The sequence below is a fragment of the Burkholderia aenigmatica genome, from assembly GCF_902499175.1.
Taxonomy (GTDB): domain Bacteria; phylum Pseudomonadota; class Gammaproteobacteria; order Burkholderiales; family Burkholderiaceae; genus Burkholderia; species Burkholderia aenigmatica.
Genome location: NZ_CABVQC010000064.1, coordinates 23,433 through 37,601, shown reverse-complemented (window position 1 = coordinate 37,601; position 14,169 = coordinate 23,433). Strand labels below are relative to the sequence as shown.

The window sequence follows — 14,169 nt, the reverse complement described above, 5'->3', positions numbered from 1 at the left end:
TCGCCTTCGGGAACGCCTTGTGCCGAATGTTATCGGACATTGACGGCGCGCATCGTCAGCGCGACGTCGGCCCCGGGCTCGCGCCGCAGCATCGCGGCGGGCCAGAAACACAAAGAGGAGACACGCCGTTGAATCTCGATTCACGCTTTCTGTAAGAGCCCGGCCGGTCATCGGCCCCGTACGCTGCATGCGTCCCGCGGCTCGATTTCCCCGTCGTTATCAAGAAGCCGGTTCCCCGTCGGGGAACCTCACGAGTTGATTCAGTCTGGAGGAGATAAGTAATGAAAGTTCGCTCGATCATGGGCGCGCTCTGCGCCGCAGGTCTGATGGCTGGCGCCGTGGCGGCGCAGGCAGCCGAAAACGTGACGGTGCTGCACTGGTGGACCTCGGGCGGCGAGTCGAAGGCCGTCGGCGTGCTGAAGGACGACGTGCAGAAGCAGGGCTACGTGTGGAAGGACTTCGCGGTCGCGGGCGGCGCGGGTGCCGCGGCGATGACCGCGCTGAAGACCAAGGTGATCAGCGGCGACGCACCGTCGGCCGCGCAGATCAAGGGCCCGCTGATCCAGGACTGGGCCGACCAGGGCGTGCTCGTCAACATCGATTCCGCGGCCGGCGACTGGAAGCAGAACCTGCCGCCGGAAATCGACAAGATCATCAAGTACAAGGGCCACACCGTCGCGGCGCCGTTCTCGGTGCACCGCGTGAACTGGCTGTACATCAACAAGGCCGCGCTCGACAAGGTCGGCGCGAAGGTGCCGACCACCTGGCCTGAATTCTTCGCGGTGGCCGACAAGCTGAAGGCCGCGGGCATCCAGCCGGTCGCGATGGGCGGCCAGCCGTGGCAGGACCTGACGCTGTGGGAAGACGTCGTGCTGTCGCAGGGCCCGGCGTTCTACAAGAAGGCGCTGGTCGACCTCGACCAGGCGACGCTGACCTCGCCGCAGATGCTGTCCGTGTTCGACACGGTGCGCAAGATCCAGGGCTACTTCGATACCGGCCGTAACGGCCGCGACTGGAACCTCGCGACCGCGATGGTAATCAACGGCAAGGCCGGCATGCAGTTCATGGGCGACTGGGCGAAGGGCGAGTTCGAGAACGCCGGCAAGAAGTCGGGCAAGGACTACATCTGCGCACCGGTGCCGGGCACGGCGAATGCTTACACGTTCAACGTCGATTCGTTCGTGTTCTTCCAGCAGAAGGGCGACAAGGCGGCAACGCCGGGCCAGCTCGCGCTCGCGAAGACGATCATGACGCCGGACTTCCAGGAGCAGTTCAGCCTGCTGAAGGGTTCGGTGCCGGTACGCCTCGGCGTGAAGATGGACAAGTTCGACGACTGCGCGAAGAAGTCGTATGCCGACGAGCAGACCGCGATCAAGTCGGGCGGCTTCGTGCCGTCGCTCGCGCACGGGATGGCGCAGAGCGATGCGACCGCCGGCGCGATCACGGACGTCGTGACGAAGTTCATGAACTCGCAGCAGGATTCGAAGAGCGCGGTCGCCGCGCTCGCGAAGGCCGCGAAGGTCAAGTAACGCGCGACAGGCGCCCGGCCGGAAGCGCTTCATCGGCCGGGCGTTTTTGCATGTGCAGCAAACGGGCTCGCCCGCGGGCTCGTGCCGTACCTGGCGCCGGCCCGGCCTGCGTCGCCCTCGTTCCAGGAGTCGAATCAAGTGGCTGCCCCTCTTAGCGGAAATGGATCCGGCGCTGCCGCCGCACGGCGTACGTCGCCGATGTCGGCCTTCGCCGATCGCTGGATCCCGAAGCTCGTGCTTGCGCCGAGCGTCGCGATCGCCGTGGTGTTCATCTACGGCTTCATCCTGATTACCGGCTATCTGTCGCTGACCAATTCGCGGCTGTTGCCGAACTACGAATTCGACGGCTTCGGCCGTTACTCGGACCTGTTCCAGAACGACGTGTGGTGGACCTCCGCCGCGAACCTCGGCTGGTTCGGGATTCCGTTCATCGTGGTCTGCGTCGCGCTCGGGCTGTTCCTCGCGATTCTGCTCGACCAGCGGATCCGCAACGAAGGCGCGCTGCGCGCGGTCTTCCTGTACCCGATGGCGCTGTCGTTCATCGTCACCGGCACCGCGTGGCAGTGGATCCTGAACCCGGGCCTCGGCCTCGAGAAGGTGATGCACGACTGGGGCTGGACGAGCTTCTCGTTCGGCTGGCTCGACGATCCGGACAAGGCGATCTTCTGCGTGGTGATCGCGGCCGTGTGGCAATCGACCGGCTTCGTGATGGCGCTGTTCCTCGCGGGGCTGCGCGGTGTCGATGCGGAGATCTTCAAGGCCGCGCAGGTGGACGGCGCGACGCTGCCGACCATCTACCGCAAGATCGTGATCCCGAGCATGCGCCCGGTGTTCTTCTCGGTGCTGCTGATCCTCTGCCACATCACGATCAAGACCTTCGACCTGGTCGTCGCGCTGACGGCGGGCGGCCCGGGCACGTCGTCGTCGCTGCCGGCCATGTTCATGTACACGTTTTCGTTCAACCGCGGCCAGCTCGGGCTCGGCGCGGCGTCCTCGGTGATGATGCTCGCGACCGTGGTCGCGGTGCTGGTGCCGCTGATGTATATGGAATCGAGGAGCACCCGCAATGCAGCCTAAGATGACGATCAGCCGGGCAGTGATCTATGCGGCACTGATCCTGTTCGCGCTGTATTTCCTGTTCCCGATCTACGTGATGCTGTCGACGTCGTTCAAGGATCTCGACCAGCTGCGCACCGGCAACCTGCTGACGCCGCCCACCACGTGGACCATCGATCCGTGGGTGAAGGCCTGGAGCGGCGCCTGTACCGGCGTGCGCTGCGACGGCATGAAGCCGTTCTTCCTGAACTCGCTGCAGATGGTGATCCCGGCCGTGCTGATCTCGTCGCTGATCGGCGCGTTCAACGGCTACGTGCTCACGCACTGGCGCTTTCGCGGCGCCGACGCGCTGTTCACGATGATGCTGGTCGGCTGCTTCATCCCGTTCCAGGTAATCCTGCTGCCGATGGCGCGCCTGCAGGGGATGCTCGGCCTCGCCAACACGATTCCCGGCCTCGTGTTCGTGCACGTCGTGTACGGCATCGCGTTCACGACGATGTTCTTCCGCAACTTCTACGTGAGCGTGCCGGCCGAGCTCGTGAAGGCCGCGCGCATCGACGGCGCGGGCTTCTTCACGATCTTCACGAAGATCCTGCTGCCGGTGTCGCTGCCGATCTTCATGGTGTGCCTGATCTGGCAGTTCACGCAGATCTGGAACGACTTCCTGTTCGGGATCGTGTTCTCCGGCGTCGATTCGATGCCGATCACGGTTGCGCTGAACAACCTCGTCAACACGTCGACGGGCGTGAAGGAATACAACGTCGACATGGCCGGCGCGATCATCGCCGCGCTGCCGACGCTGCTCGTCTACATCGTCGCCGGCCGATACTTCGTGCGCGGGCTGACGGCGGGCGCGGTGAAGGGGTAAGCGCGGCTTCATCCGATACGACGAACCGGCCGCGCCTCGCGCGCGGCGCATCGAAACGAACCCGACGCGGCGCCCGAGTGCGCCGCGCGAGACGAGACAGAGGATTCACAGCATGGCAAGCCTTTCCATCCGTGACGTGTACAAGACCTACCCGAACGGGGTGCCGGTCCTGAAGGGTGTCGACATCGAGATCGAGGACGGACAGTTCCTGATCCTGGTCGGCGGGTCGGGCTGCGGGAAGTCGACGCTGCTCAACATGATCGCCGGGCTCGAGACCGTGACGAGCGGCGAGATCTGCATCGACGGCAAGGTCGTCAACGACCTGTCGCCGAAGGATCGCGACATCGCGATGGTGTTCCAGTCGTACGCGCTGTATCCGTCGATGACGGTGCGCGAGAACATCTCGTTCGGCCTGAACATCCGCAAGGTGCCGAAGAGCGAGCAGCAGCAGATCGTCGACCGCGTGTCGCAGATGCTGCAGATCCAGCACCTGCTCGACCGCAAGCCGGGTCAACTGTCGGGCGGCCAGCGCCAGCGCGTCGCGATGGGCCGTGCGCTCGCGCGCGATCCGTCGCTGTTCCTGTTCGACGAGCCGTTGTCGAACCTCGACGCGAAGCTGCGCATCGAGATGCGCGCGGAAATCAAGCTGCTGCACCAGCGCCTCGGCACGACGATCGTCTACGTGACGCACGACCAGATCGAGGCGATGACGCTCGGCGACCGGATCGCGGTGATGAAGGACGGCGTGGTCCAGCAGTTCGGCGCGCCGCAGGAGATCTACGACTCGCCGTCGAACCTGTTCGTCGCGGGTTTCATCGGCGCGCCGCCGATGAACTTCATCAACGGCAAGCTGGTCGAGCAGGGCAGCGGGATCGCGCTCGAAGTCGACACGGGCGTCAAGCGCGGCGCGCTGAACCTGCCGTTCGACGCGGCGAAGCTGAAGTCGCACGTCGGCCGCGAGGTGATCCTCGGCCTGCGTCCGGAGCGCATCACCGACGTGCGCCACGCGCACAACGGCGACGCGTCGCACCTGCAGCCGTTCGACGTGCGTGTCGACGTGACCGAACCGACCGGGCCGGATACGCACGTGTTCGCGCAGGTGAACGGCAAGCGCATCGTGAGCCGCGTGCATCCGGCCGCGAACCCGCAGCCTGACCAGACGTTGTCGCTGCTGTTCGACGTGTCGAAGGCGGTGCTGTTCGATCCGGCGTCGGAAGAGCGGATCGCGTGATGTCGCGAGAGCGCTGAATGAAGCAAAAAGGGGCCGTCTTCGGACGGCCCCTTTGTTTCGGCGCGACAGTCGATGTTGCGGCGACAGTCAGTGCGGCAGCCGTACGTCGAACTTGAACGTCGCGAGCCGCGCGACGAGGATGAAGCCGGTCGCGAGCAGCACGCTGTAGACGGAATCGAACTGCAGCCACACGAGCAGCAGGTAGAACCAGCAGCCGACGAACGCGCAGGTCGCGTACGGCCGCGAATCGCGCAGGATCAGCGGGATGTCGTTGCACAGCACGTCGCGGATGATCCCGCCGACCACGCCCGTGATCACGCCCATCATCACCGCGATGAAACGCGGCATCTCGGCATCGAGTGCGATCGCCGTGCCCGAAATGCTGAAGATCCCGAGCCCGATCGCATCGGCGACGAGCAGCAATCGCTCGGCCGACAGCCGCGACAGCATCCGCAGCACGAACGGCGCGAACAATGCGAGCACGAAGATCACGATCACGTAGTCGTCGTGCACGACCCAGTAGAACGGCCGGCGCTCGAGCAGGATGTCGCGCAGCGTGCCGCCGCCGAACGCGGTGGCGAGCGCCACCACGAACGTGCCGACCGAGTCGAGACGGTTCTTGCGCGCCTCGATGAAACCCGAGATCGCAAAGGCCAGCGTGGCGATCGCCTCCAGTATCGCGATCGCGAGCGTCAGCCTAGGATGCGGCACGCGGCCCCCGGTCGCCCGGCGCCGCGAACGGCTGCAGCAGCACCAGCACCGCGCCGGCGCCGCCATCGTTGCCGCGCGCCTCGCAGAACGCGATCACTTCTTCCTTCTGCACGAGCCACGCGCGCACCTTGCCTTTCAGCACGGGTTCCTTGCCGATCGAGCCGAGCCCCTTGCCGTGGATCACGCGCAGGCAGCGCAGCCCCTTCTTGCCGGCTTCGCGGATGAATTCGGCGAGTGCATCGCGCGCCTCGTCGCGCCGCATCCCGTGCAGGTCGATCTGCGCCTGCACGATCCACGCGCCGCTGCGCAGCTTGCGTACCACGTCGCGGCTGATGCCGGGGCGGTGGTAGTACAGCGAGTCGTCGCTGTCGAGCAGCGTCTCGGGATCGAATTCGTCGGACAACGTCGCGTTCAGCACGGCTTCCTCGTCGCGCTGCGTCTGCTTCGGCACCGGGTCCGGCGGCGTGCGGCCGGCCGCCGCGCGCGGCGGCGCATTGAGCGGCTGGATCGCGCCGATCTCGTTGCGGAACAGGTTCGCGTCGGCTTCCGCCTTGCGCTCGGCCTTCGCCGATTCGATGCGCTCGCGGTCGCGGCGATCGGCTTCGCCTTGCAGCGACTTGCGCAGCGCGCCGAGGCCCGCGAGCCCCTGGCCGCGCAACGTGGCGGGATCGGGTGCGGGCGCCGGCGCGGCGGGCGCGGGGTTCGCGGGACGGGCGGCGATCTGCCGCTTCGCGGGATCGCTCGGATGGGGCTGGTTCTTCGCCATGATTCGGTACGCAGGGCAGGCGCGTTCGGGCGCGCGGGCAAAAAAAAGCCGCTGCACGGCGGCAGCGGCTTGTCCGGCCAGACCCGCTTCGCGGCAGCGGACGCCATTGTAGCGCCCGGCGCGGCAGGTCTCGCGGCTTACTTCTTGTCGTGCAGGCTTTCGAGGTAGCGCTGCGCGTCGAGCGCGGCCATGCAGCCCGTGCCGGCGCTGGTGATCGCCTGGCGGTACACGTTGTCCTGCACGTCGCCCGCGGCGAACACGCCCGCGACGCTCGTCGACGTCGCGTTACCGTGCAGGCCGCTCTTCGTCAGGATGTAGCCGTCCTTCATCTCGAGCTGGCCCTGGAACAGGTCCGTGTTCGGCTTGTGGCCGATCGCGACGAACACGCCCTGCACGGCGAGATCTTCCGTCGCGCCGGTCTTCACGTTCTTGATGCGCAGGCCCGTGACGCCCGAATCTTCGCCCGTCACTTCGTCGAGCACGTGATCCCACTTGATCACGACGGCGCCTTCCTTTTCCTTCTCCAGCAGGCGGTCGATCAGGATCGGTTCCGCGCGGAACTTGTCGCGGCGGTGGATCACCGTGACCTTCTTCGCGATGCCCGTCAGGTAGAGCGCTTCCTCGACGGCCGTGTTGCCGCCGCCGATCACGGCGACTTCCTGGCCGCGATAGAAGAAGCCGTCGCAGGTCGCGCAGGCCGACACGCCCTTGCCCATGAACAATTCTTCGGACGGCAGGCCGAGATACTGCGCGGACGCGCCGGTTGCGATGATCAGCGAGTCGCACGTGTATTCGCCCGAGTCGCCGATCAGGCGGATCGGCTGCTCGTGCAGCTTCGCGGTGTGGATATGGTCGAAGATGATTTCGGTGTTGAAGCGCTCGGCGTGCTCGAGGAAGCGCGCCATCAGCTCCGGACCCTGCACGCCTTTCGCGTCAGCCGGCCAGTTTTCGACGTCGGTCGTGGTCATCAGCTGGCCGCCCTGCGCGATGCCGGTGATCAGCACCGGGGACAGGTTGGCGCGTGCTGCGTAGACGGCAGCCGTGTAGCCGGCGGGGCCGGAACCGAGAATCAGGACTTTGGCGTGTTTGGGCGTGGACATGTGCGAATCCGTAAAAGGCGGCCGCGGCGGGCGGGGTGGGGCTCGCCGTACGATCCGGGTTGACCGGGATGCCGTCATAGATGGGTATCAGACGCGCATTATAAAGGCCCCGTTGCTGCGTTGCCGAACGAGAGTTTCAATCGCGGCGATAGTGTCGGGCGGCGCAACGGCCGCGCACGCGGGGCGGGCGGGGCGCGCGGCGACGCGTTGCCGCACGGGTGCGGCAGGGCGGGGCGCTGGTTCGGGGCTGCGCAGAAGCGGCGCCCGACGCCTGGCCGGACTGGGGGGGAAGGGCCGCTGCGGAGCGCGTCCGCGGGGCCGGCCGTGCCCCGGCCCTCTTATGTAACCGTCATTTACACTTGGCGGCCCGGTGCAGCGTTTACAATAAGCGGGATCGAACGACAGGCGGGCGCACGGCCCGTCCTCTTTATACGGATTCATGGCAAAAGCTCCTTATTCCGCCCAGGCACAGGCGTTGCCGCACCGGATGTCGAAGCTCCTCACGGAGATCCGCTGGATTCTCCAGGTCGCGCTCTGCGCATTTCTGGTGATGGCCCTGCTGAGCTACAGCCGGCGCGATCCGAGCTGGACGCACGCCGCCCAGGTGGACCACATCTCGAACTGGGCCGGCCGCGTCGGCGCGTGGACGGCCGACATCATCCTGCTGCTGTTCGGCCTGTCGGCCTACTGGCTGATCGTGCCGCTCGCGCGGCGCATCGCCGTCAACTATCGCCGCATCACGCGCCACGAGGCGGTCGCGGACGAACCCGAGCGGCCGATTGGCTGGCTCACCGAAATCCTCGCGTTCGTGCTCGTCGTGCTGGCGTGCGACGGCATCGAGGCGCTGCGCATGTGGTCGCTGAAGGTGCAGCTGCCGCGCGCGCCGGGCGGTGTCGTCGGCGAGGCCGTCGCGGGTGCGATGTCGCATGCGTTCGGCTTCACGGGCGGCACGCTGCTGCTGCTGATCGCGCTGGCGATCGGCCTGTCGCTGTATTTCCGCTTCTCGTGGCTGTCGGTCGCCGAGCGCGTCGGCGGCGCGATCCTGTCCGCCGTCAACGTCGCGAAGCTGCGCCGCGAGGCCGAGCGCGACCGCAAGCTCGGCGAGGCCGCGGCCGTGCGCCGCGAGGGCAAGGTCGAGGAGGAGCGCGTGCGCATCGAGGATCACGAGCCCGTGACGATCGTGCCGCCGGTCGTCACGCCGGTGAAGTCCGAGCGCGTCGAGCGCGAGCGCCAGGTGCCGCTCTTCACCGACCTGCCGGGCGATTCGACGCTGCCGGCGGTGTCGCTGCTCGATCCCGCGCCGAAGGCGCAGGAGGCGATTTCCGCCGATACGCTCGAATTCACGTCGCGCCTGATCGAGAAGAAGCTGAAGGACTTCGGCGTCGAGGCGAGCGTCGTCGCAGCATATCCGGGCCCGGTCGTCACGCGCTACGAGATCGAGCCGGCCACCGGCGTGAAGGGCAGCCAGATCGTCAACCTCGCGAAGGATCTCGCGCGTTCGCTGTCGCTCGTGTCGATCCGCGTCGTCGAGACGATCCCCGGCAAGAACTACATGGCGCTCGAACTGCCGAACCAGCGCCGCCAGACGGTGCACCTGTCCGAGATCATCGGCTCCGAAGTCTATGCGGCCGCGTCGTCGGCGCTGACGCTGAGCCTCGGCAAGGACATCGGCGGCAAGCCGGTGTGCGCCGATCTCGGGAAGATGCCTCACCTGCTGGTCGCCGGCACGACCGGTTCGGGCAAGTCGGTCGGGATCAACGCGATGATCCTGTCGCTGCTGTATAAAGCGACCGCCGACCAGGTGCGCCTGATCCTGATCGATCCGAAGATGCTCGAAATGAGTGTCTACGAAGGCATTCCGCACCTGCTGTGCCCGGTCGTCACCGACATGCGCCAGGCCGGCCACGCGCTGAACTGGACGGTCGCGGAGATGGAGCGCCGCTACAAGCTGATGAGCAAGCTAGGCGTGCGCAACCTGGCCGGCTACAACAACAAGATCGACGAGGCCGCGAAGCGCGAAGAGAAGCTGCCGAATCCGTTCAGCCTGACGCCGGAAGATCCGGAGCCGCTTGGCCGCCTGCCGAACATCGTCGTCGTGATCGACGAGCTGGCCGACCTGATGATGGTCGTCGGCAAGAAGGTCGAGGAACTGATCGCGCGGATCGCGCAGAAGGCGCGTGCGGCCGGTATCCACCTGATCCTTGCCACGCAGCGTCCGTCGGTCGACGTGATCACCGGCCTCATCAAGGCCAACGTGCCGACCCGGATCGCGTTCCAGGTGTCGTCGAAGATCGACTCGCGCACGATTCTCGACCAGATGGGCGCCGAATCGCTGCTCGGGATGGGCGACATGCTGTACCTGGCGCCGGGCACCGGGCTGCCGGTGCGGGTGCACGGCGCGTTCGTCGCGGACGACGAAGTGCATCGCGTCGTCGAGAAGCTCAAGGAGCAGGGCGAGCCGAACTACGTCGAGGGCCTGCTCGAAGGCGGCACCGCCGACGGCGACGAGGGCTCGGCCGGCGCGGGAACCGGCGAAGGCGGCGACGAGTCTGATCCGCTGTACGACCAGGCGGTCGAGATCGTCATCAAGAACCGCCGCGCGTCGATCTCGCTCGTGCAGCGCCACCTGCGGATCGGCTATAACCGCGCGGCGCGGCTGCTCGAGCAGATGGAGCAGTCGGGGCTCGTGTCGGCGATGTCGTCGAGCGGCAACCGCGAAATTCTTGTGCCGGCGCGCGACGCGGAATGAGTCCGCGGCGCTCGCAGCGCCGGCCACCCAGGGAGAAAACCGCAATATGCAGCAACATTCGTTCGCAATGTCCCTTCGTTCGACGCGGCGCTGGCTCGGCGCGGCGCTCGCCGGCGCATCGCTGATGCTCGCGGCGACGCACGCGTTCGCGGGCGGCACCGAGCAACTGAAGGCGTTCGTGTCGCAGGTGCGTTCGGCGAAGGGCGACTTCACGCAGCAGATCGTCAAGGCACCGTCGAAGGGCGCGAGCGCCGTGCAGGCCGTGCCGAAGCCCACCGACAATTCGAGCGGCACGTTCGTGTTCGCGCGCCCGGGCAAGTTCATCTGGACGTACCAGAAGCCGTACCAGCAGGTGCTGCAGGCCGACGGCGAGAAGCTCTACGTGTACGACCGCGACCTGAACCAGGTCACCGAGCGCAAGCTGAACGGCGCGCTGGGCGCGAGCCCGGCCGCGATCCTGTTCGGCAGCAACGATCTCGAGAAGAACTACACGCTGCGCGATGCCGGCGAGAAGGGCGGCATCGAGTGGCTCGAGATGCTGCCGAAGGCGCAGGACACGCAGTTCCAGCGGATCGGCATCGGCTTCAAGAACGGCACGCTCGCCGCGATGGAGTTGCACGACGTGTTCGGCAACGTCACGCTGCTGACGTTTACGAACATCCAGACCAATCCGCCGCTGAAGGGCGATACGTTCAAGTTCGTCGTGCCGAAGGGCGCGGACGTGATTACCGGCTGACCGGCGCCGCGCGCCACGCTCCCGCAACGGGCCTGCCGGCGACGGCAGGCCCGTTTCGTTTCTGGGCGCGGGCACCAGGCGGCACCGGGTGCGGCGGGGCTTTCGCGCGGCTGTCATAATGTCGGGTCCGGCGGCCGCGTTCGGCCGCTACCGTTTGAAGTGGAGCGAGGGTTCATGTCCGACCTGTTTCAAGTCGAGCCGCGCCGGCCGCTCGCCGAGTCGCTGCGGCCGAAGACGCTCGCCGAGGTGATCGGCCAGACGCATTTGCTGGGCGAAGGCAAGCCGCTGCGGCTCGCGTTCGAATCGGGCAAGCCGCATTCGATGATCCTGTGGGGGCCGCCCGGCGTCGGCAAGACGACGCTCGCGCGGCTCACCGCGCTCGCGTTCGACTGCGAGTTCATCGCGCTGTCGGCGGTGCTCGGCGGCGTGAAGGACATCCGCGAGTCGATGGAGCAGGCGAAGGACACGCTGAACCGCACCGGCCGCCACACGATCCTGTTCGTCGACGAAATCCACCGCTTCAACAAGGGGCAGCAGGACGCGTTGCTGCCGTTCGTCGAGTCGGGGCTCGTGACCTTCATCGGCGCGACGACCGAGAACCCGAGCTTCGAGGTCAATTCGGCACTGCTGTCGCGTGCGCAGGTGTACGTGCTGAAGTCGCTGAACGACGATGAGATGCGCCAGTTGCTGAAGCGCGCACAGGAAATCGCGCTCGACGGCCTTGCGTTCGACGACAAGGCGATCGATACGCTGGTCGGCTATGCGGACGGCGATGCGCGGCGCTTCCTGAACCTGCTCGAGCAGGCGCAGACAGCCGCCACGTCGGCCGGCGTCGCGACGATCGATGCCGAGTTCGTCAGCAGCGCGATGACGCTGAACGCACGGCGCTTCGACAAGGGCGGCGACAACTTCTACGATCAGATTTCGGCGCTGCACAAGTCGGTGCGCGGTTCGAGCCCGGACGGTGCGCTGTACTGGTTCTGCCGGATGATCGACGGCGGCGCGGATCCGAAATACCTCGCGCGGCGGATCGTGCGGATGGCGTGGGAAGACATCGGCCTCGCCGATCCGCGTGCGCTGCAGATGGCGAACGACGCGGCCGAAACCTACGAGCGGCTCGGCTCGCCGGAAGGTGAACTCGCGCTCGGGCAGGCGGTGATCTATCTCGCGTGCGCAGCGAAGAGCAATGCGGGCTACAACGCGTTCAACCAGGCGATGGCGTTCGTGAAGCAGGACAAGTCGCGCGAGGTGCCCGTGCATCTGCGCAACGCGCCGACCAAGCTGATGAAGGAACTCGGCTACGGTCATGCCTACCGTTACGCGCACGACGAGCCGAATGCGTATGCGGCCGGCGAGACGTACCTGCCGGACGGGATACGCGAGCCGCGCTGGTACAAGCCGGTGCCGCGCGGGCTCGAATCGAAGATCGCCGACAAGCTTGCGTGGCTGCGCGAACTCGACCGCGAGGCCGGCAAGAAGGACTGACGGGCGCGCGCGGCCCGATGAGGCCGGCGCCGCCGCGAGTGTGTCAGCGCTTGCGGGCCGGCTGCTTCTTCCAGTAGCCGAACGGCTCCTGATGGCACTCGATGTCGAGCTCGGTGACGCGGGCGTGCAGGCTCTGCTGCGCATCGGCGATCGCGAGGTTGTAGATCGCGGGTGCGATTTCCTCGACGAAGAAGTGCAGCAGTGCGCCGGCCTGGATATTGCCGATCGGCTCGTCCATGTTTTCCGTGAAATAGCGTTGCAGCGACGCGATCGCGCGGTCGCGTACGTCCTTGTCCAGTTCGATGGCCATCGGGTTCCTTGAGTAGCTGTGACGGGTGGCGGGTGCCTTGCTCGATGCACTGCGGCAGGCGCACACGGATGTTTCGCGATCCGCCGCGCGTCGATGCCGCGCGATTCGGCGGGTGCCGACGGGCGGACCGGCAATGCGATACTGCCATGGCCGTCGCACCCCGGTCATCGCCCGTTTGCAGCATTGTCCGTCCGGCCAGTGCCGTGGCGGCCCCGCGGTGCGTTAGAATTCCCGTCTTACACAACGATTCTCCAAGTCCTCCCATGCTCGACATCCAGTTGCTGCGCAAAGACCTCGACGGCGTCGCCCAGCGCCTCGCCGATCGCGGCTACACCCTCGACATCGCCGCGTTCTCCGCCCTCGAAGCGGAGCGCCGCGCGATCCAGACCCGCACAGAAGAGCTCCAGGCGCGCCGTAACAGCCTGTCGAAGCAGATCGGCGCGATGAAGGGGAAGGGCGAGGACACGTCGGCCGTGATGGCCGAGGTCGGCGGGATCGGTGACGAAATGAAGGCGGGAGAAGCCAAGCTCGGCGAAATCCAGACGCGCCTGTCCGACCTGATGCTGGGCATGCCGAATATCGCGCATGAAAGCGTGCCGGTCGGCAAGGACGAAGCCGACAACGTCGAAGTGCGCCGCTGGGGCACGCCGCGCCAGTTCGATTTCGAGGTGAAGGATCACGTCGACGTCGGCACGCCGCTCGGCCTCGATTTCGAGACCGGCGCGAAGCTCGCCGGCGCGCGTTTCACGATGCTGCGCGGCTCGATCGCGCGCCTGCACCGCGCGCTTGCGCAGTTCATGATCGACACGCACACGCTGCAGCACGGCTATACCGAAACGTATACGCCGTACATCGTGAACCCCGAGATCCTGTACGGCACGGGCCAGCTGCCGAAGTTCGCGGACGACATGTTTCGCGTCGAGAAGGGCGGCGAGGAGAACAAGGTCACGCAATACCTGATCTCCACGTCGGAAATCTCGTTGACGAACACCGTGCGCGAGTCGATCGTCGATGCATCCGCACTGCCGATCAAGCTGACCGCGCATTCCCCGTGCTTCCGCTCGGAAGCCGGTTCGTACGGCCGCGACACGCGCGGGATGATCCGCCAGCACCAGTTCGACAAGGTCGAGATGGTGCAGGTCGTCGCGCCGGAAGCGTCGTACGCGGCGCTCGACGAGATGGTCGGTCATGCGGAAGCGATCCTGCAGAAGCTCGGCCTGCCGTACCGCGTGATCACGTTGTGCACGGGCGACATGGGCTTCTCGGCCGCGAAGACGTTCGATCTCGAGGTGTGGCTGCCTGCGCAGAACACCTACCGCGAGATCTCGAGCTGCTCGAACACCGAAGCGTTCCAGGCGCGACGGATGCAGGCGCGTTTCCGCAACGCGCAGGGCAAGCCCGAGCTCGTGCATACGCTGAACGGTTCGGGTCTCGCCGTCGGCCGTACGCTCGTCGCGGTGCTGGAGAACTACCAGAACGCGGACGGCTCGGTCACGGTGCCGGAAGTGCTGCGTCCGTACACGGGTGGCATCGAGCGCATCGACGCGCCCGTGAAGGCGTCGTAAGATCGCGCGCCTGCAAGCCCTTGGTGCTCTCGTAAGATTTTTTGCAAAAAGGGCTTGTGGGTT

The 14,169-nt window shown here is 66.5% G+C and carries 12 protein-coding genes; 8 read left to right on the top strand and 4 right to left on the bottom strand.

What is annotated here, in order from left to right; all coding sequences use genetic code 11:
• Positions 1–281: 281 nt before the first annotated feature.
• The 4 genes from BDO18943_RS33205 to BDO18943_RS33190 all read left to right on the top strand — a co-directional run bounded on the left by BDO18943_RS33205 (position 282) and on the right by BDO18943_RS33190 (position 4,684).
• Positions 282–1,529 carry an ABC transporter substrate-binding protein gene (locus tag BDO18943_RS33205; protein WP_043181719.1) on the top strand — a complete coding sequence of 416 codons (1,248 nt, stop codon included), beginning with the start codon at positions 282–284 and terminating at the stop codon, positions 1,527–1,529.
• 138 nt (positions 1,530–1,667) lie between these two features.
• Positions 1,668–2,606 carry a carbohydrate ABC transporter permease gene (locus BDO18943_RS33200; protein WP_043181720.1) on the top strand — a complete coding sequence of 313 codons (939 nt, stop codon included), beginning with the start codon at positions 1,668–1,670 and terminating at the stop codon, positions 2,604–2,606.
• Positions 2,596–3,453 carry a carbohydrate ABC transporter permease gene (locus BDO18943_RS33195; protein WP_043181722.1) on the top strand — a complete coding sequence of 286 codons (858 nt, stop codon included), beginning with the start codon at positions 2,596–2,598 and terminating at the stop codon, positions 3,451–3,453. Before BDO18943_RS33200 ends, BDO18943_RS33195 begins: the two co-directional genes overlap by 11 nt.
• A gap of 112 nt (positions 3,454–3,565) precedes the next feature.
• On the top strand, positions 3,566–4,684 hold the full coding sequence (locus tag BDO18943_RS33190; protein WP_046545128.1) for an ABC transporter ATP-binding protein: 1,119 nt from the start codon (positions 3,566–3,568) through the stop codon (positions 4,682–4,684).
• Between the two features lie 87 nt (positions 4,685–4,771).
• On the opposite strand, the gene BDO18943_RS33185 is transcribed toward BDO18943_RS33190, so the two are convergent.
• From BDO18943_RS33185 to trxB, 3 genes are all read right to left on the bottom strand, one after another.
• A complete protein-coding gene (locus tag BDO18943_RS33185; RefSeq protein ID WP_043183085.1) occupies positions 4,772–5,395 on the bottom strand; it encodes a trimeric intracellular cation channel family protein in 624 nt (207 codons plus the stop codon).
• A complete protein-coding gene (locus tag BDO18943_RS33180) occupies positions 5,382–6,161 on the bottom strand; it encodes a Smr/MutS family protein (RefSeq protein ID WP_175025611.1) in 780 nt (259 codons plus the stop codon). Before BDO18943_RS33180 ends, BDO18943_RS33185 begins: the two co-directional genes overlap by 14 nt.
• A 137-nt stretch (positions 6,162–6,298) precedes the next feature.
• Positions 6,299–7,261, bottom strand: a complete 963-nt coding sequence (gene trxB, locus BDO18943_RS33175; protein ID WP_041492769.1) for a thioredoxin-disulfide reductase — start codon at positions 7,259–7,261, stop codon at positions 6,299–6,301.
• Between the two features lie 439 nt (positions 7,262–7,700).
• On the opposite strand from trxB, the gene BDO18943_RS33170 reads away from it, so the two are divergent.
• The 3 genes from BDO18943_RS33170 to BDO18943_RS33160 all read left to right on the top strand — a co-directional run bounded on the left by BDO18943_RS33170 (position 7,701) and on the right by BDO18943_RS33160 (position 12,231).
• Positions 7,701–10,010, top strand: coding sequence for a DNA translocase FtsK (locus tag BDO18943_RS33170; protein ID WP_175025610.1), 2,310 nt, complete (start codon positions 7,701–7,703; stop codon positions 10,008–10,010).
• Positions 10,011–10,056: 46 nt separating this feature from the next.
• Positions 10,057–10,746, top strand: a complete 690-nt coding sequence (gene lolA, locus BDO18943_RS33165) for an outer membrane lipoprotein chaperone LolA (RefSeq protein ID WP_043181732.1) — start codon at positions 10,057–10,059, stop codon at positions 10,744–10,746.
• A gap of 174 nt (positions 10,747–10,920) precedes the next feature.
• Positions 10,921–12,231, top strand: coding sequence for a replication-associated recombination protein A (locus BDO18943_RS33160; protein ID WP_043181735.1), 1,311 nt, complete (start codon positions 10,921–10,923; stop codon positions 12,229–12,231).
• 43 nt (positions 12,232–12,274) lie between these two features.
• Here the strand turns inward: BDO18943_RS33160 and BDO18943_RS33155 are convergent, their stop codons facing one another.
• The gene (locus BDO18943_RS33155) at positions 12,275–12,541 is read right to left on the bottom strand and encodes a DUF2164 domain-containing protein (RefSeq protein WP_011351259.1); all 267 of its coding nucleotides are present in this window, start codon (positions 12,539–12,541) and stop codon (positions 12,275–12,277) included.
• Positions 12,542–12,804: 263 nt separating this feature from the next.
• On the opposite strand from BDO18943_RS33155, the gene serS reads away from it, so the two are divergent.
• Positions 12,805–14,106, top strand: a complete 1,302-nt coding sequence (gene serS / locus BDO18943_RS33150) for a serine--tRNA ligase (protein ID WP_175025609.1) — start codon at positions 12,805–12,807, stop codon at positions 14,104–14,106.
• Positions 14,107–14,169 lie beyond the last annotated feature (63 nt).